This window comes from Limisphaerales bacterium, assembly GCA_014382585.1.
Lineage (GTDB): Bacteria > Verrucomicrobiota > Verrucomicrobiia > Limisphaerales > UBA1100 > JACNJL01.
Genome location: JACNJL010000041.1, coordinates 119,925 through 142,761 on the forward strand (window position 1 = coordinate 119,925; position 22,837 = coordinate 142,761).

The window sequence follows — 22,837 nt, forward strand, 5'->3', positions numbered from 1 at the left end:
GGGAAGTTAGCAGCTTTACGGAGTTTACGCAATCCGCAATCACGCCGGTGCGAGGGCGGCCTCGCGGGCCCATTGGTCGGCGGCAAGAATTTCATTCAGCGTGGGTTTAGCCACCCAATCGTGTGCATCCATCGTGCGGGTAACGGTGCTGGTGATTTCGGGGAATGAAATTTCTCCGGCACAAAAAGCGTCCACGGCGATCTCGTTGGCGGCATTGAGTACGGCAGGCAAGGTGCCTCCCACTTCGCCGGCACGCCGAGCGAGGTTGAGGGATGGGAAACGGTCGGTGTCCGGCTCCTCAAAATCCAAACGGCCAATTTCTGCAAGACTCGTTTGCACACGATCACTGGCGGCGCGGGCCGGATGAGTGAGCGCATACTGAATGGGCAAACACATATCCGGCGTGGAAAGCTGCGCAAGCATTGAGCCATCGACAAATTCGACCATTGAATGAATCACGCTCTGCGGATGCACCACCACACGCACACGCGGCATTTCGATATCGAAGAGCCACCGCGCCTCAATCATTTCCAAACCTTTATTAAAAAGCGTGGCAGAATCGATGGTGATCTTGCGGCCCATTTCCCACGAGGGATGTTTGAGCGCTTGCTCCACGGTGATGCCGGCAAACTCGTCCGCGGGCTTTTCGCGAAATGGCCCCCCCGAAGCGGTAAGCCAAATTTGCCGCACACTTTCCGACGGCTTGCCTTCGAGGCATTGGAAAATTGCTGAGTGCTCGCTGTCCACCGCCAGCACGTTCACGCCGTGCTTGCGGGCTTCGGCCATTACGATTTCGCCGGCCATCACGAGAATTTCCTTGGACGCCACTGCGATGTCTTTCCCTGCACGAATGGCCGCCAACGCCGGTTGCAAACCCGCCGTGCCGACGATTGCGATGAGCACGATGTCCGCTTCCGGCAATGTCGCCAGTTTCAGTAAACCCTCGTCACCAAAATGCACTTCCGGTTTGCCGTTATATTCATTGGCCAATTCCTTGGCGGCGTCCGGACAATTGATGGAAATTGCGGCGGGTGAAAATTGTTTCGTCTGTTCGCGCAGCAACTTCGAATTGCGCCCGGCCGCAAGACCCACTAGGCGAATGTCATCCGGCAAATCCTCGGCCACTTTGCAGGTACTTGTACCAATGGAGCCGGTGCTGCCTAATAGAACGACGTTTTTCATTGGGCCAATCCGTACTTAAGAAACAAATACATCAAGGGGGCATTGAACAGCAGGCTATCGAGCAAGTCGAGCACTCCGCCCACACCTGGGAAAAACCCACCGGAATCCTTGAGGCCCGCTTCGCGTTTCATCAGCGATTCTACGAGATCGCCCGCCACCGATCCCACGCCAAGCAACGCCCCCAACGTCAGCGCTTGCGCCAGCGTGAAGTCACCAAAATGCCCGCCCGCGAAATGCAAAAACGCCCAGCTCGATGCGACTGAAAAAATAATTCCGCCCACAAAGCCCTCCCAAGTTTTGCCCGGACTTACGCGCGGAATCATTTTGTGTTTACCAATTAGCGACCCCGTGCAGTACGCGCCCGTGTCGCTCATTTTGCTGACGACGATGAAGTACAGCAACCACCACGCACCATCGAGGTCTGGAAAATAGCGAATTTTTTGCAACACATTCAGCAGGATGGCCACATAAAAAATACCGAAGAGCGTGGAAGCCACCGCCGCCATCCCGCGTTCATTCTCCGAAGCGCAAAGTTGGCAAATCCCCAACGCGGGAATCAAACAAATCAAAAACGCCAATTCCATTTCCCCCGCCAGCGCTGCATCCCCGCGAATCGCCAGCGCCCAAAACACCAATCCAATCAACCCCACTCCCGCTGCCGTGCCCAGTGTGACAAAGGGTGCCAATTCCCGCTTGCGGGCCATTTGGAAATACTCCAACAACGCAACCGCCCCGAGCAACGCCATGATTCCACCGAAGGCCGCCAACTTCACTTTTTCATTCAGCGCAAACAATCCTGCCATCAGTACGCCATAAAGAACCAAACTGCTGCACAAGCGGCGCACAAATGTTTGACCCTTTGAAAGTTTTACCTCCGCGTCATCAGCCATTTGCAGGAACGGTAGGGATTGAAGCTAAGTGATGTCGAGCGCGTTATTGCGACTACAGTTTTCCAAAACGCCGGTGGCGCTTGGCGTATTCTTCAAGAGCGGCGTGGAATTGGGGCTTTCGGAAATCAGGCCAGAGAGTGGGAGTGACAACCATCTCGGCGTAGGAAACCTGCCATAAAAGAAAATTGCTCAAACGCATTTCGCCACTGGTGCGAATGAGCAAATCGGGGTCGGGAATGTGATGGGTGTAGAGGTGTTTGGAAACAAGTTGTTCATCAATTTCCGCAGGATCTAATTTACCGGAAAGAGCTTTTCCTGCGATGGCGCGGGTGGCGTCGACGATTTCCGCGCGCGAGCCGTAACTGAGCGCCAACACCAACGTGAGGCCGGAATTTTTGGCAAGCGCCGCACGGGTTTTTTTTAACTGCAGCTGCACAGCCTCGGGCAGGCGATGAATTTGGCCGATGACCTCAAGCTGCACGTTGTTGCGATTTAACTCGCCCACTTCCTTTTTTAAATAATGCGCTAGGTAACGCATAATTGCATCGACCTCGGTCTTCGGACGATTCCAATTCTCCATCGAGAAAGTGTAGAGCGTGAGATAGCGCACGCCCGCTTCGGCGGCAGCTTTGATGATCGCCCGGGCAGATTCCGCGCCACGGCGATGGCCTTCCACGCGCGGCATCCCATGCTCGCGGGCCCAACGCCCGTTGCCGTCCATGATGACCGCCACGTGCAGGGGCAAAAGCTCCTGCGCCTCGGCGCTCAACTTGGACGTACGCGCGCTCACAAAAACATCGTTTGGCTCCGAGCCGGCCCCACGGACGCGATAATAATTTTTGCTCCGATGAGTTTTGAAAGCGCCTGCAAATATCGGCGTGCTTTTGGCGGCAGCCTTTTCCAGTCGGTCACCGCTGAGGTATCGCAGCACCAACCAGGGAATGTTTTATAAATGGGTTTCACGCGCTCGATGTCCTCAGCATCTGTTGGGACGTAGTCGAGCCTTTTGCTGTCAAGCCGGTAGCCGGTGCAGATTTTAATTTCCGCCAACTTATCGAGGCCGTCAATATTAGTCACTGCCAATTGATCAATGCCATTCACTTGCACCGCCTGTCGCGTGGCCACCGCATCAAACCATCCGCAACGGCGCGGACGACCGGTGGTCGCACCGAATTCGCGCCCCATGTTGTGCAGCATATCGCCAATGGAATCGTCCTCCGTCGGGAATGGCCCGCCGCCGACGCGCGTGGTGTACGCCTTGAGCACGCCGAGCACGTGATCGACGCGATTGGGCGGCATTCCGGAGCCCGTACAGGAACCACCGGACGTGGTGTTAGACGAAGTCACAAAAGGATACGTGCCCTGATCGATATCGAGGTAGGTGCCTTGTGCGCCTTCAAAGAGGATTTCCTGTTTGGCATCCAACGCATCGTGAACCATCCGCGTGGTATTCGCCACGAAGGGCGCCAGACGCCGCGCGGCTTTCCGGTAATCTTCGTGGATTTTTTTGAAGGACAACCCCTTACCACCCAGCGCACGGATGATGCGATTGGCATCGCGCAAGCGACTGCGCAGACGTGATTCAAACTTTTTGGCGTCCACCAAGTCCGCCAATCGAAGGCCGGTGCGGGCAATCTTGTCGCCATACGCCGGGCCGATGCCGCGCAGCGTGGTGCCGATTCTATTTTTGCCCTTGAGGTTTTCCGTGCACGCCTCGATGGCGCGGTGGTATGGCATCACGATGTGCGCTTTGTCGCTGATAAACAGGCGGTTCTTCACGTTCACCTTGTGCCGCTTCAACCCGTCCAACTCGCGCACGAGCGACACGGGATCAATCACCACGCCGTTACCGATGATACAGCGCTTGCGCGCACGCAGGATTCCCGAAGGGATCAAGTGCAGCACATATTGCTTTTTGCCCACGCGAACTGTGTGGCCGGCGTTCGCGCCGCCTTGGCTGCGCACCACCAAATCCGCGCGCTCGGTGAGCACGTCGATGATTTTGCCTTTGCCTTCATCGCCCCATTGGGCGCCGATCAGAATTGTGTTTGCCATAAGCCAAAAAACAAAAAGCCCCGTCGAGCGGGGCAAATACGATTGCTATTTGCCGGAGGAGAATGGTGGTCGTTTTGGGCGCTGTCAATCAAATCCCTTCCCTCACGAGCAAGGCACCGCTATCTTCCGCGCATGTCGTTGCCGGCTGATTATCATATGCACACACCCTTGTGCCGCCACGCGAAGGGGGAACCCATCGAGTACGCGGCGCGCGCGCTGGAATTGGGATTGCCGGAGATTGGCTTTAGCGATCACTCGCCAGTGGAGCACGATGATCAGGATAACTGGCGGATGCTCGCCGGTGAACTGGATGAATACGTCGCCAAAGTGGAACTCGCCCGCGAGACCTACCCTGCTCTGCCCATTCGGCTGGGGTTGGAAGTCGATTTCATCCCGGGCCACGAGGCGTGGATTGAGGAAATGGCGGGCCGCTACAATTGGGATTATTTTATTGGCTCCGTCCATTACGTCTCCGGCAAATGGGATTTTGATAATCCGAAGTACATCGCCGAGTGGGACAACCGCGGCGTCGACGATGTGTGGGCGGAATACTTCGAGCGCCTCACGGCGGCGGCTGCATCGGGGTTGTTCCAAATCATTGGCCATCCTGATTTGCCCAAAAAATTCGGCCACCGCCCCACACACGATTGCACGGATTTATTTCAGGAATTTCTCGACGCCTGCAAAAGCACCGACACGTGCATTGAGCTAAACACCGCCGGCCTTCGCAAAGATTGCGCTGAGATTTATCCGAGCTTGGATTTTCTGAAACTCGCGCGCGCGGCTGACATTCAAATCACCTTCGGCGCGGACGCCCACGCGCCGCACGAAGTGGGGATGAATTTGGAGGATGCGATGGAGTTGGCGAGGACGGCGGGGTTTGATGAATGTTGCCGTTTTGTCGGGCGTGAAAAAAGTGTGGTGGAGATTTGAATTGCCAAGCAGTTTAATAATTATCGGGCGATGCCGCGTTGGCTGGATTGGAGGAAGTTTAGTAGGTGCTCAACTTCGCGTGAGGTTTCAACTTCTTGAATGGCTTTGTCGATTGAGTTGGCGAGGGTGAGGTCGCCTCGGAAGATAATTCGGTGCGCTTGTTTCAGGGCGGCTTGGGATTCAGCGCTGACTTCGTTGCGCTTGAGGCCTTCTTTGTTTAGGGCGCGGGTGGTGGCGGGGTTGCCGTCGGCCATCATATATGGGGGGATGTCTTGGACGACTTTGCTGCAACCGCCGATGATGGACATGGTGCCGATGCGGCAGAATTGATGCACGGCGGCGAGGCCACCGATGATGGCGCGGTCTTCGACGGTGACGTGGCCAGCGAGGGTGGCGACGTTGGACATCACGATGTGATCGCCAAGCTGGCAATCGTGCGCGACGTGGGTGTAGGCGAGAAGATTGTTATGAGAACCGATGATGGTGGCGTCGCCATCGTCGGTGGCGCTGTGGATGGTGACGTATTCGCGGAGGGTGTTGTGCGAACCGATGCGGGTGTGGGTCGTGCCGCCGGAATGTTTGAGGTCCTGCGATTGGAGGCCGATGCTGGCGAAGGGGTAAAGGGTGTTGGTTTCGCCGAGCTCGGTGTGGCCATCGATAACGATGTGGGAATGGAGGATGCAGCCTTGGCCGAGCGTGACGTTCGCGCCGATGACGCAATAGGGGCCGATGTGGCAGCCTTCGGCAATGTGTGCGCCAGGCTCGATGACGGCGGTGGAGTGGATTTGGTTCATTGTGCTCAGGACTCGTCGTTGTCGATGAGCATAAAGGTGATGAGCGCGCCGCTGACTTGTTCGCCGTTGACGAGGCATTTGCCTTGGGCTTTGCCGATCTTGCCGCGGGATTTGGTGAGCTCGACGTCGATGGTGAGGGTGTCGCCGGGGAGAACGGGTTTGCGCCACTTGACATTTTCGGCGGCCATAAAGTAGGCGAGCTTGCCGAAGTTTTCGGCTTTCTTGAGCATCAGGATTCCCGCAACTTGCGCGATGGCTTCGAGCTGGAGCACGCCGGGCATGATGGGGTGGTTTGGGAAATGGCCCTGAAAATACGGCTCGTTGATGCTGACATTTTTCTGCGCGACGATGTGGTTGCCATTGATGCTGGTGACGCGGTCGACCATCAGGAACGGATACCGATGCGGCAGCACTTTCATGATTTGGTTTACGTCAAGCTGCGCGCCGTCTTGCACGATGGTTTCGGTAGCCTTTTCTTCCACGGCGACTTTTTGGGGGGGGGCGTTGGTGGCGGGGGGAGCAAAGGTTTGGGCGGCTTGGGTAGGCTTGCGAATTTGAGCGACGATGCGGCGGGCCATCTCGCAGTTGGCGGCGTGGCTGGGCAACACGGCAACGATGTGCGCCCCGATGGGGCGACCGATCAGTGAGAGGTCACCGATGATGTCGAGAATCTTGTGCCGCACAAATTCATCGGGATAGCGAAGTGGTTCGTTGGTGAGCACGGCGTCGTCGCGGATGACGACTGCGTTTTCTAAACTGCCGCCTTTGATCAAGCCATTATTGTATAAGTGCTCGATTTCTTCGTAATAGCAAAAGGTGCGGGCGCGGGATATTTCTGCGCGCCAACTGTCGGGATTGATTTCGATGCTGAAAAGCTGCGTGAACCGACCGTTATCGCCAGCACTGGTGCAGGTGATTTTTAAACGGTCGTGCGGGAAGGCGGTCATTTGCGAGCCGCCGCTTTGCAAATTGATGGGGGCTTCGAGGGAGTAACTTTCGCGCGGCGCATCCTGTGCGGCGATGCCGGTAGCCTCAATCATCTTACAGTACTCGAGCGAACTGCCGTCGGCGATGGGAGGTTCGTTGGCGTCAAGCTCAACGATGGCGTTGTCGATACCGGCACCGGCAAAGGCGGCAAGCACGTGCTCGACGGTGTGGAGTTTGACGTTGCCTTTGGAGAGTGTGGTGGAGCGGTTGGTGTCGGCGACATTCTCCACCACGGCTTCGATTTCCGGCTGACCGTCGAGATCGACGCGCCGGAATCGAATGCCGTGATTGGGCGGAGCAGGCAAAAAGGTCATATTGACCTTGTTGCCGCTGTGCAAACCAATGCCGCTGTAAACGGCTTGGCTTGCCAGTGTTTGTTGGTTGAGCACGCGGGGTTTTAACCCGAATGCCTACCATTTTTCAAGACTATTGCCGGAACTACGCTTCGACGGGATCGCCGGTCTCTTCGGCTTCGCGGTCAGCAATGGCCGCTTTGCGGGAGAGGCGCACCTTGCCGCGCTCATCCACGCCGAGACATTTCACCCAAATTTGGTCGCCCATTTGGACGATGTCTTCGACGTTTTTGACGCGGGACTGAGCGAGCTCGCTGACGTGCACGAGGCCGTCGCGTCCGGGCAGGAACTCCACGAAACAGCCGAAGTCTTTAATCGTGACCACGGTGCCCTGATAGAGCTTGCCTTCCTCGGGCTCTTCATCGCTGACCTCACGCTTCTCGCGTGCAGGACCGGATGATTCGCCGCCGGTCTCGTCGACTTCGCCATTCATTTCGGCCATCGCCGCTTTGCGAGAGAGCTTCACCTTGCCGCGCTCGTCTACGCCGAGGCATTTCACGTGAATCTTGTCGCCTTCTTTGACGACATCCTCGGTGCGATTGACGCGCTGGTTGGCCAGCTCACTAATGTGGCAGAGTCCGTCTTTGCCCGGCATGAATTCCACGAAGCAGCCGAAATCTTTGATCGTGACAACGGTGCCGTGATAGATTTTGCCAATCTCGGCTTCGGCAGTCATTCCTTCGATTTCCTCGATGGCAACTTTCATGCCTTCGGGATTGAGCGAGTAAACATTAACCGTACCGTCGTCCTCGATGTTGATTTCGCAACCGGACTCCTCGACGATGCGTTTGATATTCTTTCCGCCCGGGCCGATGATCATTCCAATCTTGTCGGGGTCCACCTTCAGCTGCGTGATGCGTGGAGCATAAGGGCTCATCTCGCCCGGCTCGCTGATGGTTTCGTTCATCGTGTCGATGATCGCATGACGCGCCACGCGCGCGGCCTCGATGGCCTCTTCCATGATATTCATCGGCAAGCCCTTGAGCTTGAGATCCAGCTGGAAGCCGGTGATGCCTTCCTTGGAGCCGGCGATTTTGCAATCCATATCGCAGAATGCATCTTCCCAACCCATGATGTCGGTAAGGATGCGGTACTCTTCGATCTTCTCGTTTTCGTCGAGCTTGGTGCAAATGCCAATGCTAATACCGGCGCACGCGCCCTTGAGTTCAACGCCCGCGTTCATCAACGCCAAGCTGCCGCCACAAACACTGGCCATTGAGCTGGAGCCGTTGGATTCGAGAATCTCAGCGATCAATCGCACGGCGTACGGATAGTTGTCATCCATCGGAAGCATCGGGAGCAGTGAACGCTCGGCGAGCGCGCCGTGGCCCACCTCGCGTCGGCCGGGGCCCATGATGCGGCCGGTTTCGCCAACTGAATAGTTGGGGAAGTTATAATGCAGAAGGAACTGCTTGCGATCCGGGCCGCCGGTGTAGCTGTCGAAACGCTGGGCGTCGTCAGTAGTGCCGAGGGTGGTGGTCACGAGTGCTTGTGTTTCGCCGCGTGTAAAGAGCGCCGAACCGTGAGTGCGGGGCAGCACGCCCACTTCGCACTGAACGTCGCGCAACGTGTCGAGCGAACGACCGTCGAGACGCTTGCCCTTCTCCAAAATCAGGCCGCGCAGTGCGGTCTTTTGGATGTGGTAAAACGCTTGTTCCACCACGGGGCCGGTGACTTCGTCTTCACCGAATTCCTCGCGGAGTTTGGCGGCCACTTCGTCTTTGATGGCGCTGACTTTGCGTTCGCGCTCGAGCTTGGCCACGGTGAGCAACGCTTCCACGATGCGATCGCCGCCGCCGAGTTCCTCGGCTTTTTCAAAGATAGCGGGCGGCACCACGAACAGTTGATCGCTGATGTCGCGCTTTTCTTTGCCACATTTTTTGACAAGCTCTTTCTGAGCTTCGATCTGCGGGATACAACATTCCTGGCCAAACTTAAGGGCCTTAATGAAGTCCGCTTCGGTGATTTGATCCGCCGAGCCTTCGTACATCACCACGTCGGTTTCATTACCCACGTAAAGCAAGTCGAGATCGCTCTCGGCCATTTCGTCGTTAGTCGGGTTAGCGACAAACTTGCCGTCAATACGCGCCACACGCACCGCGCCCAACGGGCCGGCCCACGGGATGTCGCTCACCATCAACGCGGCGGACGCGCCGAGGATGCTCATCACATCCGGCTCATTCTCGCCATCGGCGCTGAGCAACAAGCCGTACACTTGGCACTCGTTGAACCAACCCTTGCTGAAGAGCGGGCGGATGGGGCGATCGGTGAGGCGGCAAGTGAGAATCTCTTTATCACTTGGGCGACCTTCGCGGCGGAAATAGTTGCCGGGAATGACACCACACGCCGAGGCGCGTTCGCGGTAATCCACTTGTAGTGGGAACCAGTCCTGGCCGTCACGGCCTTTGGTGGCGGCGACGACAGCCGTCATGACAATCGTCTCGCCCATTTGCACGGTCACAGTGCCATCAGCCTGTTTGGTGATGTGGCCACTGCCGATCGTGATTTCTTTATCGCCAAATTTGGCGGTTACTTGATGTTCAGTCATTTTCTTTCTTTGCGTTTATGTTTGGCCGTTGGCCAAGAGAAACTTCAGTCAAAATCCCCGCGAGGACGCTGAATGAAATCACTCCGCCAATGGCACGTGTTTTTTGATGGATTTGAACTGGCGCGGCGGATGAATTCCCGCCGGCAAGAGAAGCCAACGAACTAACGAATGCTCAGCCGCTTTTTCAAGTCGACCACATGATTCGTGTCGTGTCTGTTTCCAAGATACCGCAACAACCGTTTGCGTCGGCTCACCATATTGAGCAGCCCGCGGCGGGAGTGGTGGTCTTTCTTGTTCTGGACGAGGTGTCGCTCCAGATGTTTGATGCGGCGACTAAGCACCGCCACTTGAACGTCCGCCGAGCCGGTGTCCGACTCGTTAATGCGAAATTCCTGAATTGCCTCTTGTTTGACTTTCGGGTCCATCTATTTAATATGCGGCGGGGAAAGTAGGTTGCCCGCCTGTACTTGTAAAGAGAGAAAGTGACATTTTTTTAGCCGAGTAACAAGGGGTTTCTAGTAGATTTACCTGTGAGATTGACAAAACTTCCACAAAATGTGCAGTCTCCGCCCGTCGGCAGAGTAGCTCAGTTGGTTAGAGCGGCGGTTTTCTATTCAGCCCAAGCACTTGTCCTTCAGGGAACCGTGCAACGGCGGTTGCGAAGTCAAGTTCTTGCTACTGCGATTTTCCGGAAGGGTTTGCCCCTTCTGATCCCTCGCCAAGTTGTCCGGATTGTTTGCCGTTGCTCAGCTTCCGGTTGATTCCAGCTGCCGTAACTCGGATGCTGTCCTGTATATCGACGGGTGCTCCACCATCAGCGGATTGCCCATTCGGTGCGACTGGGCCAGTTGCTCCGCCAGCTCCGGGCTGATCGGCTGGCAGTCCGGTTCCGGCTCCAGCTTCAGCCAGTATTCCGGATTGGTTAAGTCCTCTTTCATCAGTCGGTTCCCCGCGCCACAACGCATCGTAATGCGCCTTGCGTTTCTCAAAGAACTCCATTTGCCCCAGTTTGTCAAGCAGCTCTCCCTGGCTTTCAATCGGCCCGGCTTGTATCCGCTTGTCCATCTCCGCCTGCGCCTCCATACGCCGTCGCAGCGCCGCATCCTCACGCTGGGTTTGCTCCGCGTGGAACCCCATAAACTCCTGACCCAATTCCTTCTCCAACGCAACCCGCTCCGCTTCCTCCACCTGCGTCAACCGCCCCTCCGCAGCCTTCGCTTGCAAAGTCTTTACTCGCCGGACAGCTTCGGATTTAGAGCCATATTCAGGGCCATCTTCACGCAACGTTTCGCCTTGACGATCCACGCTTTCCTTGGTAGGCAAGCTAGCAGACTCCAGTTGGCTTCCAAACCGGGGGGCACGAGATCTCTCGGACGTTTTGAGCCAGCTGCGAGTCTTCTCTTTATTCCAATACCGAGTCTTCCCCTCATCGATCCAACGCAACAAATGATCCAAGTCCCGCCCGCGCACCGAGTCAAATACCATAACCGGATCACTCAAAAGACCCGGCAATTCTCCTAACATCTCTCGGGACAGTTGATGCTTTTCAACTTTATCATCCAGCACTGAACCATACTTAGCCGCCGGTTCGCGTAACGTTTCCTTGGGTGAAAAGAAATATTCTCCGTTCTCCCGCTTGACACCCCGAAGCAGGTCGATTACCTTGATCTTGCTCGGTTCGCTGGGCGCGCCCGTTAGAGGGGTGTTTTTCGGAATTCCGCGAGCACTAATTATACCAACGGGCGCTTCAATTACTTTAATCGCATCGTTACTTTCTGAGGAGGGTTCATCCGTCCTCGGACGAGCATTGGGAGTGCTGGCAGTTTCCGCTGGTGCCCCCAAATGCACTTCCCGCATCCCCCTCAATATTCCGAGGCAAAGTCCGCTGCTCAATATTCAGTAACACCTCACCCGCCGACCCATCCCCTTCAGAACCTTCGTTCTTGGGGTTGACATTTTTGGAATCAGAATCATTCTCTCCCTGAGCTTTCTGGGTGGGTAACGGACCCGGCTGATCCCAGTGAGCGAGCTTCCAGTTCCAGGAAAACTGGAGCTGCACCACTCTTATTTTGGATTAAATACATCCCCTTCCACTTGTTACTGGGGTTGACATTTTGAGAATCGGCGGTAGGTTTAGCAGTGCCATCTGGAGTATAAACCGGCGGTGGACTGGACTTGACGCCAGTCTTGGCAACAACCCAGGCTGATCTAGTTGTCAGTCTGGGTTCGTTTCTTTTAAAAGATTTCTCAATCACCCTCAGAATCTTCGTTCTTGGGGTTGACATCTTGGGAATCTGGAGTGCTTTGATTCGTCGCGGTGCGAGTTACAGGCTCGGATGATTCTCCACTACGGGTACCCAGTGCCGAGTACACTGGGGGCATGCCACTTTCCCCTCATAAATTATCCTTCAGGTTGACATCCTTAAAATCTTGAGTATCTTGTCTGTGGAGAGCGTCAGCATCAGGCCCGGACGGGCTGGCGGGCTCTGCCGCCAGTTCCGGGAACACTGGGGGTGCACTTTCTCGGAAGCTCCCGGGCTTTGAGAGATACCAGAACCAGAATCTGTGTAGGTGGTTGTGGGATTAACCCCTGCGCCACCATCTTCCACTTCCGGCTCCCTCGGTGCGCCGTAGAGTGATCAATCGCAACTGTACACTATGCCAAAAATAAAATTTACCGAAGTGATTGGATTTATGCTGATTAGCTTGCCCTTCATTTTAATTGGAGTATATGCCCTGATGCCACACCGCGTGTTGCTACAGTTTTTTCATGAGGACGTTCAAGCCGCACAGCAGGTTGTTGATCGTCAGCAAATCCTCAGCCAAATCGAATACGGATGGCCCCGGATTTTTCTCGATTACGCAGCATCTGCCTTCACAATCGTCGTTGGATTTTCTACAATTGCAATCGGATACATGTTTGCTAAATGGAAAATAATTGACGATCACACGAAAGAACTCAGAAAGGCAAAAAAAGCTCAAGAAGCCCTAAAAACAGAAACCCACTAAATTCATCCTAACCCCAATCCAGCAAGCCATTTCGAGATGATACACAGAAAGACGCACCTGTGAAACACGCCTCAAAGCCTAAACCATCCAAGATTGACAAAACTTCCACAAAATGTGCAGTCTCCGCCCGTCGGCAGAGTAGCTCAGTTGGTTAGAGCGGCGGAATCATAATCCGCATGTCGGGGGTTCGAGTCCCTCCTCTGCTACCATTTTCCCCGTTTTTTGGGTAAAACTTCAATAACCCGCTCTTGACCGCTTGCCGATCGCATCTCTATCGTCCCCCAACTGCAAGACGCACACTATGTTTGACGGTATCAAAAGCTTGTTTTCCAATGACATTGGCATCGATCTCGGAACCGCCAACTCTTTGGTTTTCTTGAAAGATAAAGGCATTGTGCTGCGCGAACCCTCCGTGGTGGCCATCCAAGCCGGTACCAAAAACGTGCTCGCCGTGGGCAACGAAGCCAAGGCAATGCTCGGGCGCACCCCTGGCAACATCGTTGCCATCCGCCCAATGAAAGACGGCGTGATCGCGGATTTCGATGTGACCGAAGCAATGCTGCGCGCTTTCATTTCCAAAGTCCACCATCGCAAGCTCGTCGAGCCGCGCGTCGTCGTAGCCGTGCCCTCGGGCATCACCGAAGTGGAACGCCGCGCGGTGGAAGACTCCGTGACGCGCGCCGGGGCCCGTGAATTTTATCCCATCAAGCAACCGCTCGCCGCCGCCATCGGCGCGGGGTTACCCGTGGCCGAGCCCGCCGGGAACATGGTGGTGGACATCGGCGGCGGCACGGCGGAGATTGCGGTAATCTCACTCGCCAACATCGTACAAGCCACCAGCCTGCGCGTGGGCGGCGATCAATTTGACAATGCAATTATCGGGCACCTGAAAAATGCCCACAACCTGAAAATCGGCGAACGCACTGCCGAGGAAATCAAACTAAAAATCGGGTCCGCCTTCCCCTTGGAAGAGGAAATGACGATGGAGGTCAAAGGCCTCGCCATCAGCTCCGGGTTACCCCGCACGGTAACCATCCGTTCAGAGGAAATCCGTGATGCTCTCAAGGATCCGCTCTCGAGCATCTTGGAATCCATCCGCCAAATCCTTGAGCAATGCCCGCCCGAACTGGCAGGCGACCTCGTGGATCGCGGCATTGTGGTGGCCGGCGGCGGTGCGCTCCTGCGCGGCATCGACCGGCTCATTGCCAAGGAAACCCAACTGCCCGTCTCCATTGCAGACGAGCCGCTCATTTCCGTGGCCAATGGCACCGGAATGGTTCTGAGAAATATCGATTTTTGGAGGCGCGCCGCCGCCTGATTCCCCGTTGCGTTCGCCCGGGCAACATGCCCCCGGGCAAATGAATTTAAGGCCATACGTTTATGCCACTGGCTTTGTGCTGGGGCTCGCGGCAGTGCTCTTCGCACTGTCACCGCAAGCGGCAAGGCAGGTGAAACTTGCCTCCGGCAGCTTTTTCGTCCCTCTGTTTTCTGCAGAAACCGGCCTCCAACGCGCCCGCAATTTCGCCGCCAACAAAACCGCCACGCGCGAGGATTTGCTCGACCAAAATCGGCGGCTCGCCCTCACCAACGAAGTCCTTCGCATTCAAATCCAACAACTCCGCGCCACCGCCGAAGAAAACAAAGCCCTGCGCGTTCAAGTTGCCTTTGCCGCCACCAACCAATGGAAGCTCCGCCTTGCCCAAGTCATCGGGCGCGACCCCGCCAATTGGTGGCGCACGTTGCAAATCAACATTGGTTCCCGCCACGGTGTGCGCGAAGGCTTGCCCATCCTCACGCCTGAAGGCCTCGTGGGGCGCGTCCACGAAGTACATCCCAACCGCTCGCGCGTCGCACTCATTGGCGACCCTGCCTGTCGACTGTCCATCAACGTCCAACCCTCGCGCGAGAACGGCATCCTCACCGCCGACGGCGCCACGGTCTTTGATCACACCATCGTAAACCTCCAATTCCTGCCCGCCCACACCGCCGCGCGTGCGGGCGACCCGGTGGTCACCAGTGGCCTCGGCCGGCTTTTCCCGCGCGGTATTCCGGTCGGCAAACTCCTTAGCGTCGCGCCTGCTCCCGGCGCGCTCAACTCCAACGCGCGCGTAAAACTTGCCGTGGACTCCTCACGCCTCAACGAAGTCTGGGTCATCCTGCCATGAAAACGTTTTACGCACTCGGCCTGTTGGTGATCGCGCTCCTTGCGCTTTATCTCGCAAACACCCTCGAATGGCCTCAACGCATCACCGGAACCCGCATCGATCCCTTGCCCGCGTTGATGGTCTGCGCCGCCCTTCGCGCTCCCGTGCTGGCTATCACTCTGCTGGCGGCCCTCGGTTCACTTTGGCAAACTTCACTGTCCGCCGATCCCCCCGGTATCAGCATGATTCCGCTCTTCGCCGTAGGAGTCGCCGTATCGCTCAACCGCCGGGCCATCCACACCCGCCTTTGGGGCGCGCGCTTCGCCGTCGCCGCCGCGGCCGGTGCGCTTGTGCCGCTTGTGAGCGTGGGATTTCTAATGATACTTGGGCGCGACCCCTTGCTCGGCTGGTTTTCGCTTTGGCAATTAGCCGTGATGAGTCTCGCCAGTGGACTGCTCGCCCTGATCTTTTTTCCGCTACTCCAATGGCTCGATAAAACGGTCGAAGATCAACCCCTCGCCGCGCCTTACGACACCACCACCCAAATCAACCGCAGCCCACACTAATGCCCCGCCCTGCCACGGTAAATGACGACCATCGCCTGCACCTCGCCGGTGCGGCTTTGTTATTAGGGTTGGCCGTGCTGCTCGGCGGCCTCGCTTACGTGCAGGTAATCACCGCGTTGGAGCACGAAGCAGAACAGAAAAATCAATCCCGCCGCACCGTACGACTACCCGCCGTACGCGGCTCCATCCTCGATGCGCAGGGCCGCCCGCTGGCGCATGACCGGCCTTCCTATGTCATCCACGCCTACTTGGATGAACTTCGCCAACACTTTCGTAAAGCCTGGCGCGAAGCCCCGCACGATACCCGCACCGAGGCCGGCGTACGCCATCAAGTGGTGGGCGATTTCATTGCCGCACTCCAGCTCGACCAGCCGTTCACACTCACAAAGGCACAATTACAAAAGCACTTTATCGAGCAACTCGCCCTACCCATTCCCGTGATGCGTGATTTATCGCAAACCAACGTGGCGTGGTTTATGGAAAACGCATGGCGCGTTCCCGGCATGGATGTGGAGGCGCAACCGCACCGGCATTACCCTTCCCAATCCGTGGCGCATCTCGTGGGCCGATTGCGACGCCCACAATCCATTCCCGATGAAGATCACCCCTACAACTATCGGCTGCCCGATTTCACCGGCGCGATGGGATTAGAACAAACCTTTAACAACACGCTGCGCGGCAGCGCGGGCACCAAAAGTTTACTTGTCAACAATCTCGGCTACCGCCAGCGCGAAGAAATCGTAGTCGCCCCGGAGCCCGGCAACAATGTGGTGCTCACCTTGGATCTCGCAATTCAGGATGCCGCTTACCAAGCTCTCACGGAAACCGGCCGCAAAGGCGCGGCGGCCGTGGTGATGAACGTGCAAACTGGCGACCTCATCGCACTGGTGTCGCTGCCGGTGTTTGATCCCAACGCATTTATCCCCGGCATACGCAGTGAACTTTGGAGCGAATACCGCGAGGCACGCCCAAGCCCGTTGCTCTTTCGCGCCACCCAGGAGCGCTATCCGCCGGGATCTATTTTCAAAATTGTTTCCGGCCTCGCCGCGTTAGAAGCCGGCGCCAATCCCACCAACTTTGTTTACAACCCCGGTTACGCAAAAGTGGGACGACGGCGGATTGACGACACCGCTCCGCCGGGGCATTACGATTTTCGCGAAGGCTTCAAGCACTCAAGCAATACTTACTTTATCACTCGCGCCATCGAAACCGGCGCGGACAAAATTATCTCGATGGGCGAGCAATTTTTCCTGCGCGAAAAAACCGACCTCCTCACGCGGCAGGAAGCCAATCCGCAATTCCCAACTTTGGCCGATGTCCAAAACCGCAGTCATTGGCAGGATGGCGACACCGCAAACCTGTCGATTGGCCAGGGCCCCGTGGCGGTGACGCCGCTACAAATGACGGTGATGACCGCTGCGGTAGCAAATGGCGGTAAAGTTTTTTCACCGCGCGTGGTCGACCGCATCACATCGGTGGATCCCACCCGCGCCAATGAAGCCAAACAATTTCCACCTGCCAAAGTACGCGGTACTTTAAACGTAAAACAAGAAAGCCTTGCGCACGTGCAACGCGCGATGCTTGCTGATGTCGCGGATGATGACGGCACCGGCAAACGCGCCCGCATCGAAGGCTTTGCCGTGTGCGGCAAAACCGGCACGGCCGAAGTCCGCAACCGCGAAGGCCGCCACAAGATCACATGGTTCGCTTCGTACGGCCCTTTTGAAAAACCAAAGTACGCGGTGGTGGTGATGGTTGAGCGCGGTGCGTCCGGCGGCCTTACCTGCGCGCCGGCAGCCAAGAAAATTTATGAAGCGCTCATCGCGCGCGACAACCCCAACCACATCGCCGGCAACTGATGAAGTTTATCGAACAACTCATCCCATGGCATCGGCTCGACCGATTGTTGCTACTGTGCCTTGCGGGTTTGATGGCGTTCGGGGTGCTCTTCGTTTACAGTGCCACGTACAACAACGACACATACACCGGCGCGCATTGGCTCCGAATGCCACATTATAAACAAATCATTTTTTACGGCATCGGCATCGGCGCGGCCTTCGTGTTGTGCCTGCGCGACTATCAACAAACGGCGCGTTGGGCCAATGTGTTTTACTGGCTCAGTCTCATTATGCTCGTCGCGGTGCTGATCCCCGGCATCGGCTCGGTGCGGTTTGGCGCGCGGCGGTGGTTTGATTTGGGGGTCACTCAATTTCAGCCATCGGAGCTGGCGAAGGTGGCTGTGGTGCTGGCGTTGGCGCAATTCCTCAGTCGCCCCCCCAAGGAATTAAAGGAGCCCAAAGTGCTTCTCAAAGCCCTCGCACTGGCGGGCGTGCCCTTCGCGCTAATCTTTTTGGAGCCGGATTTGGGCTCGGCACTGACGCTGTTGCCACCGGCTTTGGTGATGCTTTACGTGGCGGGTGTGCCGGGCGGTTTCCTGCGAAAATTAGTGGGCGGAGTCGTGATTTTCGTGTCATTGGTGCTGGCCTACGTATTTTTTATGCCAAAAGACTGGAAACCGATACAGTTTCCGGACTATCAAAAGCGACGGCTGATGGTGTACTTCAATGTGGACTACGCCAGCCAGTACGCCGGAGCAGGTGCTTCGCAAGCGGAAATCCGCCAGGCGCGTGCGCTGCAACGGCAGGATTCGTACAACGTCGTACAGGCGATGATCTCGGTGGGTTCAGGTGGGCTCACGGGCAAAGGCTGGAAACAGGGCATCCAAAATGCCCACGGCTACCTGCCACGGGGCGTGGCGCACAACGACTTTATTTTTTCGGTGATCGCCGAGGAGAGCGGGTTTGCGGGCAGCACGTTGGTGATTCTGCTGTACGGCGGCATCATCGTGGCGGGCATCCGCACGGCCAGCCAGTGCCGCGACCGGCTCGGAAGACTCATCGCCATCGGAGTGGTCACGCTGTTGTTCAGCCACGTGTTTGTAAACATCGGGATGAACATCCGGATGGTGCCGGTGACGGGGCTGCCATTACCGCTGCTCAGTTCGGGCGGCTCATCGGTGGTGTGTTCGTTACTGGCACTTGGGCTATTGCAAAATGTGCGGCTCTATCAACGAACAATTTAATTAACAGTTTAAACAGAAAGAAACTTTACAAATGAGTAACAAACAATTTAGTCGCCGAAAAAAAAATCAACGATTCCGTCCCAGTGGCGGAATGAAAAATAAACCCCCGCGGGAAGAACCCGTTGAAAAAGGCCGGGCCAATATCGAGGACGGCCGCGTGCTCGATGAACCGGTTTATGAAAAACACCACGAACCGGAAATTCTTGCCGCTGAAAATGAAGCCGCCGGCATCAAGCCTGAGCCGGAAGAAGTGGCGGAACAAACCACTGAGCCTAACCCCAAGGAGCCCGCCGAAGAAAAAGGCGTGGTGGCCTCCGTGAAACGTGCCGCCCGTAAAATCATCCGTAAACTTCTGCCCAAACAGGAATCCGATAAGGAAATCATCATCAGCGCTGAATCACTCGAAACCCGCGTGGCGCTGATGGAAAAAGGTGTGTTGGAAGATTTCACCATCGAACGTAACAACGACGAACGCATTGTTGCCAGCATTTATAAAGGCAAAGTACGTAACCTCGAGGACCGTCTTGAAGCCGCCTTTGTAGACATTGGCATCGAAAAAAATGCCTTTCTGCACTATTGGGACATCACCCCCACCAACCTCGACAACCGATACGAAATGGTGGAACGCAAAAACAAACCGCGCAACACCCCCCGCCTCACGCGCAAGGATATCCCCAAAAAATACCCGGTTGGAAGCGACATCGTCATCCAGGTCACCAAAGGCCCCATCGGCACCAAAGGCCCGCGCGTCACCACGCACCTCGCCATCCCCGGCCGATTCATTGTGCTGCTGCCTGCGTCCGATCAACTCGGCATTTCCAAAAAGGTGCAGGACCCGAAGGAGCGCAAACGCCTCAAGGAAATCTTACGCACCCTCGACATCCCCGATAACATGGGCGCCATCATTCGCACTGCAGGCGAAGGACAGAAAAAACGATATTTCATCCGCGATCTCGCCATGCTCAAAGAGATTTGGGAAACGGTTAAAGACCGCATCGACAATAAACCTACTCCCGTTTGCGCCTTCCGCGAACCGGACTTGATCGAACGCACCGTGCGCGATTTTCTCACCGAAGATGTGCACCGCATTTTGATCGACAACAAATCCGAATACGAGCGGATGCAAAAACTCATCGAACGCATTTCGCCGCGCTCCAAAAACAAACTGCAATTCTACGGCGAACCGCAACCCATTTTTGATAAGCTGAACATCTCCCGACAACTCGGCCAAGCCTTCTCCCGCAAAGTCACGCTCAAAGGCGGCGGCGCAATTGTGATTGATGAAACCGAAGCACTCGTCGCCATCGACGTCAACACCGGCAGTCACAAAGGCGGCAAAGACCAAAGCAGCACCATCCTTAAAGTTAACCTCGAATCCGCTGAGGAAATTTGCCGGCAGCTTCGCCTTCGAAACATGGGCGGCCTCATCGTCATCGATTTCATCGATATGAAGCAGCGCCGTGACCGTGATAAAGTCATGCAACGCATGAAAGAAGGCCTCCGCCGCGATAAAGCCAAAACCCACGTGCTCCCTATCTCCCAGCTCGGCCTGCTGGAAATGACGCGCCAACGCCATTCCGAGAGCGTCCTATCCACTTTTTACGACGAATGTGACTACTGCAAAGGCCGCGGCCACATCAAGACGCCGGTGACCATGAGCGTGGAAATTCAACGCAAGCTCGACGAGCTACTACGCAAACGCCAACCGGGCGATGACGATGATTACCAATTGCGAATCGTCGTCAACCCCAACGTACTCGACCGGCTCCGCCGCGAGGACGAGGATATCCTCATCAACCTCGAGAAGAAACACCTCGTGAAACTCGCCTTCCGTGGAGACACATCATTCCATGCCGAACAATTCAAAATCTTCGACGGCCTCAAAAACCAAGAGCTCGTGAGCGTGGGCGAAACCGTTTCCTAAGCGCATTATTCTTTTGACAGAGAAGATGCTTAGCGTTGCCATTTGGCATGCGCATTTACTCCATTCTATTCTTTAGCTTTTGGGTCGGCAAACTGCACGCCGCACAGCTCCCCAATACCCGACCGCTCACAATGGAAGGCGACCTCTCCGTGCAAATGGTTGCCGGCATTGATCGTTTTCTAATGCGCGAAACCGACGTCAGCGTTAAGCTTCGTGCAATTTTTTGGAAACACGATCGCCGCACTGCAAAAAGCTACACAACCTCCATCCAAAAAAACCGCGACCGATTCCGCACCATCATCGGCGCAGTGGATAAACGACTGCCCATCACCGCACTGGAATTGATGAGCACCACTACCACCTCATCATTACGCTATGAAGATAAAATAATGACGGTGCACGCTATTCGCTGGCCTGTGCTGCCGGGGATACACGGTGAAGGATTATTGATTCAACCCAAAGGAACCATACGCGCCCGAATCATCGCACTCCCCGATGCCGACCAATCTCCCGAGCAACTCGCCGGCATCACGCCGGGCATCCCCGATCAAGCCCAATTTGCCCGCCGATTGGCAGCTGCCGGTTGCCAAGTAGTCGTGCCCGCGCTGATCAGCCGGAGCGATGAATTTTCTGGCGATGCCCGCGTTCGATTCACCAACCAAACTCATCGCGAATGGATTTACCGGCAAGCGTTCCAAATGGGCCGCCACATCATTGGCTTCGAAGTACAAAAAGTGTTGGCCGTCGTCGACTGGTTTGCCGCCGAAAATGCCAAGCAACCCATCGCGGTCCCCATCGGAGTTGCGGGGTATCACGAAGGTGGATTAATCGCTTTTTATTCTGCTGCTCTAGATTCACGCATTCAAACCACGCTGGTGAGCGGCTATTTTTCAGAACGAAACCGCGTTTGGGAGGAGCCCATTTATCGCAACGTCTTTGGGTTGCTCGAACAATTTGGCGATGCCGAAATCGCGAGCCTCATTTCACCGCGCGGTCTTGTTATCGAACACAGCACAATCCCAACCCTCAACGGTCCACCCACCCCGCGCCCGGGCCGCAGCGGTGGCGCAGCACCCGGAATCATTGCCACGCCACCCACCCCCAAGATACTTGCCGAATATAAACGGGCGACCAACCTGATGTTTAAAGAATCACACATCAAGCTCGTCGCCGGAGCCAACTCGAGTGCGCTTCACACATTCGGCAGCGACCCAGCGCTGGAGGCGCTGCTTCGGTTTGTGAGTGTCACCCCCAATCCCAACTGGAAAATAGCCAGGCCCCCCGCAAGCGCGTTGCAGTCGAAACCTTCACTGCACCGCCAATCAAGACAAGTTTCCGAGTTGGTGGAATACAATCAACAACTGCTGCGCTTTTCCGAGTACAAACGGTCAGATTCATTTTGGAAAAAACTGCCGCCTACCAAAGCCTCCCAATGGCACGCCCAATGCGAACCCCACCGGAAACAATTGTGGACAGAAGTCATCGGGCAATTCCCGATTGCCGATCTCCCCATCAACCCGCGCAGCCGAAAAATTTTGGAAACCGATAAATGGATTGGCTATGAAGTTGTGTTGGATGTATGGGACGATGTTTTTGCATGGGGTTATTTGCTTGTGCCCAAAGACATCAAAAAAGGCGAGCGACGTCCGGTCGTTGTTTGCCAACATGGCCTGGAAGGATTACCCATTGACGCCGTCACCCGCGACACCAACGAACGCGCCTTTCGTTACTATAAAGGCTTCGCCGCCGAGTTGGCCGACCGTGGTTTTGTCACCTTCGCCCCGCACAACCCCTATCGCGGGCAGGATGCCTTCCGCGTGTTGCAACGCAAAGCCAACCCACTGGGTCGATCGCTCTTCTCTGTGATTATCGCCCAACATAACCGCATCATCGACTGGCTCGAATCGCAACCATTTGTTGACAAAACGCGCATTGGATTTTACGGCCTTTCATACGGCGGTAAAACCGCGATGCGCGTACCGGCGCTGGTTCCGCGTTATTGCCTCTCAATCTGCTCGGCGGATTTTAATGAATGGATCAAAAAGAACGTCACCACCGATGCCCGCTTCAGTTATCTGTTCACCGGTGAATATGAAATGTTTGAATTCAATCTCGGCCATACCTTTAACTACGCCGAAATGGCCGCGCTGATTGCGCCGCGCCCGTTCATGGTCGAACGCGGTCACAAGGATGGAGTCGCTCCGGACGAATGGGTGGCGTATGAGTTCGCCAAGGTTCGCCGACTGTACGCCAACCTCGGCATCCCGGAGCGCACGGAAATTGAATATTTTAATGGCCCGCATTCCATTAACGGAAAAGCCACATACGATTTCTTACATCGCCACCTAAATTGGCCAAAACAATAAAACA

The 22,837-nt window shown here is 56.0% G+C and carries 18 protein-coding genes, 1 tRNA gene and 1 pseudogene; 10 read left to right on the forward strand and 10 right to left on the reverse strand.

The features are described 5' to 3' along the window. Nucleotides 1-39: 39 nt before the first annotated feature. From H8E27_09110 to H8E27_09125, 4 genes are read right to left on the reverse strand one after another with little or no spacing between them, the layout of a single operon-like run. Nucleotides 40-1,182 carry a 1-deoxy-D-xylulose-5-phosphate reductoisomerase gene (locus H8E27_09110; GenBank protein ID MBC8325769.1) on the reverse strand — a complete coding sequence of 381 codons (1,143 nt, stop codon included), beginning with the start codon at nt 1,180-1,182 and terminating at the stop codon, nt 40-42. After that, nucleotides 1,179-2,072 (reverse strand): CDP-archaeol synthase, encoded by an 894-nt coding sequence (locus tag H8E27_09115; GenBank protein ID MBC8325770.1) that lies wholly within the window; start codon nt 2,070-2,072, stop codon nt 1,179-1,181. The genes H8E27_09110 and H8E27_09115 overlap by 4 nt, the downstream gene beginning before the upstream one ends. Before the next feature lie 52 nt (nt 2,073-2,124). Further along, nucleotides 2,125-2,841 carry an isoprenyl transferase gene (locus tag H8E27_09120; GenBank protein MBC8325771.1) on the reverse strand — a complete coding sequence of 239 codons (717 nt, stop codon included), beginning with the start codon at nt 2,839-2,841 and terminating at the stop codon, nt 2,125-2,127. A 17-nt stretch (nt 2,842-2,858) separates the two neighbouring features. Beyond that, entirely contained in the window at nt 2,859-4,127 is a 1,269-nt protein-coding gene (locus H8E27_09125) for an adenylosuccinate synthase (protein ID MBC8325772.1), read from the reverse strand. A 132-nt stretch (nt 4,128-4,259) separates the two neighbouring features. Between H8E27_09125 and H8E27_09130 the strand changes: the two genes are divergently transcribed. Next, entirely contained in the window at nt 4,260-5,060 is an 801-nt protein-coding gene (locus tag H8E27_09130) for a histidinol-phosphatase HisJ family protein (protein MBC8325773.1), read from the forward strand. A 20-nt stretch (nt 5,061-5,080) separates the two neighbouring features. On the opposite strand, the gene lpxA is transcribed toward H8E27_09130, so the two are convergent. The 6 genes and pseudogenes from lpxA to H8E27_09160 all read right to left on the reverse strand — a co-directional run bounded on the left by lpxA (nt 5,081) and on the right by H8E27_09160 (nt 11,599). Continuing rightward, nucleotides 5,081-5,854, reverse strand: coding sequence for an acyl-ACP--UDP-N-acetylglucosamine O-acyltransferase (lpxA, locus tag H8E27_09135; GenBank protein ID MBC8325774.1), 774 nt, complete (start codon nt 5,852-5,854; stop codon nt 5,081-5,083). 5 nt (nt 5,855-5,859) lie between these two features. Further along, nucleotides 5,860-7,230, reverse strand: a complete 1,371-nt coding sequence (locus H8E27_09140) for a bifunctional UDP-3-O-[3-hydroxymyristoyl] N-acetylglucosamine deacetylase/3-hydroxyacyl-ACP dehydratase (protein MBC8325775.1) — start codon at nt 7,228-7,230, stop codon at nt 5,860-5,862. Nucleotides 7,231-7,279: 49 nt separating this feature from the next. Next, nucleotides 7,280-7,636 carry a S1 RNA-binding domain-containing protein gene (locus H8E27_09145; GenBank protein ID MBC8325776.1) on the reverse strand — a complete coding sequence of 119 codons (357 nt, stop codon included), beginning with the start codon at nt 7,634-7,636 and terminating at the stop codon, nt 7,280-7,282. After that, nucleotides 7,628-9,742 (reverse strand): annotated as a pseudogene (gene pnp / locus H8E27_09150) (polyribonucleotide nucleotidyltransferase). Before pnp ends, H8E27_09145 begins: the two are co-directional and overlap by 9 nt. A gap of 161 nt (nt 9,743-9,903) precedes the next feature. After that, complete coding sequence (gene rpsO / locus H8E27_09155; GenBank protein ID MBC8325777.1) at nt 9,904-10,167, reverse strand: 30S ribosomal protein S15; 264 nt, start codon at nt 10,165-10,167, stop codon at nt 9,904-9,906. A gap of 250 nt (nt 10,168-10,417) precedes the next feature. Next, nucleotides 10,418-11,599: a hypothetical protein gene (locus tag H8E27_09160; protein MBC8325778.1), complete on the reverse strand. Its 1,182-nt coding sequence runs from the start codon at nt 11,597-11,599 to the stop codon at nt 10,418-10,420. Nucleotides 11,600-12,400: 801 nt separating this feature from the next. Between H8E27_09160 and H8E27_09165 the strand changes: the two genes are divergently transcribed. The 9 genes from H8E27_09165 (at nt 12,401) to H8E27_09205 (ending at nt 22,833) form a co-directional block, all read left to right on the forward strand. After that, the gene (locus tag H8E27_09165) at nt 12,401-12,751 is read left to right on the forward strand and encodes a hypothetical protein (GenBank protein MBC8325779.1); all 351 of its coding nucleotides are present in this window, start codon (nt 12,401-12,403) and stop codon (nt 12,749-12,751) included. Nucleotides 12,752-12,883: 132 nt separating this feature from the next. Beyond that, nucleotides 12,884-12,960: transfer RNA gene (locus H8E27_09170), tRNA-Met, on the forward strand. Between the two features lie 92 nt (nt 12,961-13,052). After that, on the forward strand, nt 13,053-14,069 hold the full coding sequence (locus tag H8E27_09175; GenBank protein MBC8325780.1) for a rod shape-determining protein: 1,017 nt from the start codon (nt 13,053-13,055) through the stop codon (nt 14,067-14,069). A gap of 40 nt (nt 14,070-14,109) precedes the next feature. Beyond that, a complete protein-coding gene (gene mreC, locus H8E27_09180) occupies nt 14,110-14,916 on the forward strand; it encodes a rod shape-determining protein MreC (GenBank protein MBC8325781.1) in 807 nt (268 codons plus the stop codon). Continuing rightward, a complete protein-coding gene (locus H8E27_09185; GenBank protein MBC8325782.1) occupies nt 14,913-15,461 on the forward strand; it encodes a hypothetical protein in 549 nt (182 codons plus the stop codon). Before mreC ends, H8E27_09185 begins: the two co-directional genes overlap by 4 nt. Continuing rightward, entirely contained in the window at nt 15,461-17,320 is a 1,860-nt protein-coding gene (locus tag H8E27_09190) for a hypothetical protein (protein MBC8325783.1), read from the forward strand. The genes H8E27_09185 and H8E27_09190 overlap by 1 nt, the downstream gene beginning before the upstream one ends. After that, nucleotides 17,320-18,543 carry a rod shape-determining protein RodA gene (locus H8E27_09195; GenBank protein ID MBC8325784.1) on the forward strand — a complete coding sequence of 408 codons (1,224 nt, stop codon included), beginning with the start codon at nt 17,320-17,322 and terminating at the stop codon, nt 18,541-18,543. The genes H8E27_09190 and H8E27_09195 overlap by 1 nt, the downstream gene beginning before the upstream one ends. A 91-nt stretch (nt 18,544-18,634) precedes the next feature. Next, complete coding sequence (locus H8E27_09200) at nt 18,635-20,467, forward strand: Rne/Rng family ribonuclease (protein ID MBC8325785.1); 1,833 nt, start codon at nt 18,635-18,637, stop codon at nt 20,465-20,467. A gap of 47 nt (nt 20,468-20,514) precedes the next feature. After that, nucleotides 20,515-22,833, forward strand: a complete 2,319-nt coding sequence (locus H8E27_09205; protein MBC8325786.1) for a hypothetical protein — start codon at nt 20,515-20,517, stop codon at nt 22,831-22,833. The last annotated feature ends 4 nt before the right edge of the window (nt 22,834-22,837 follow it).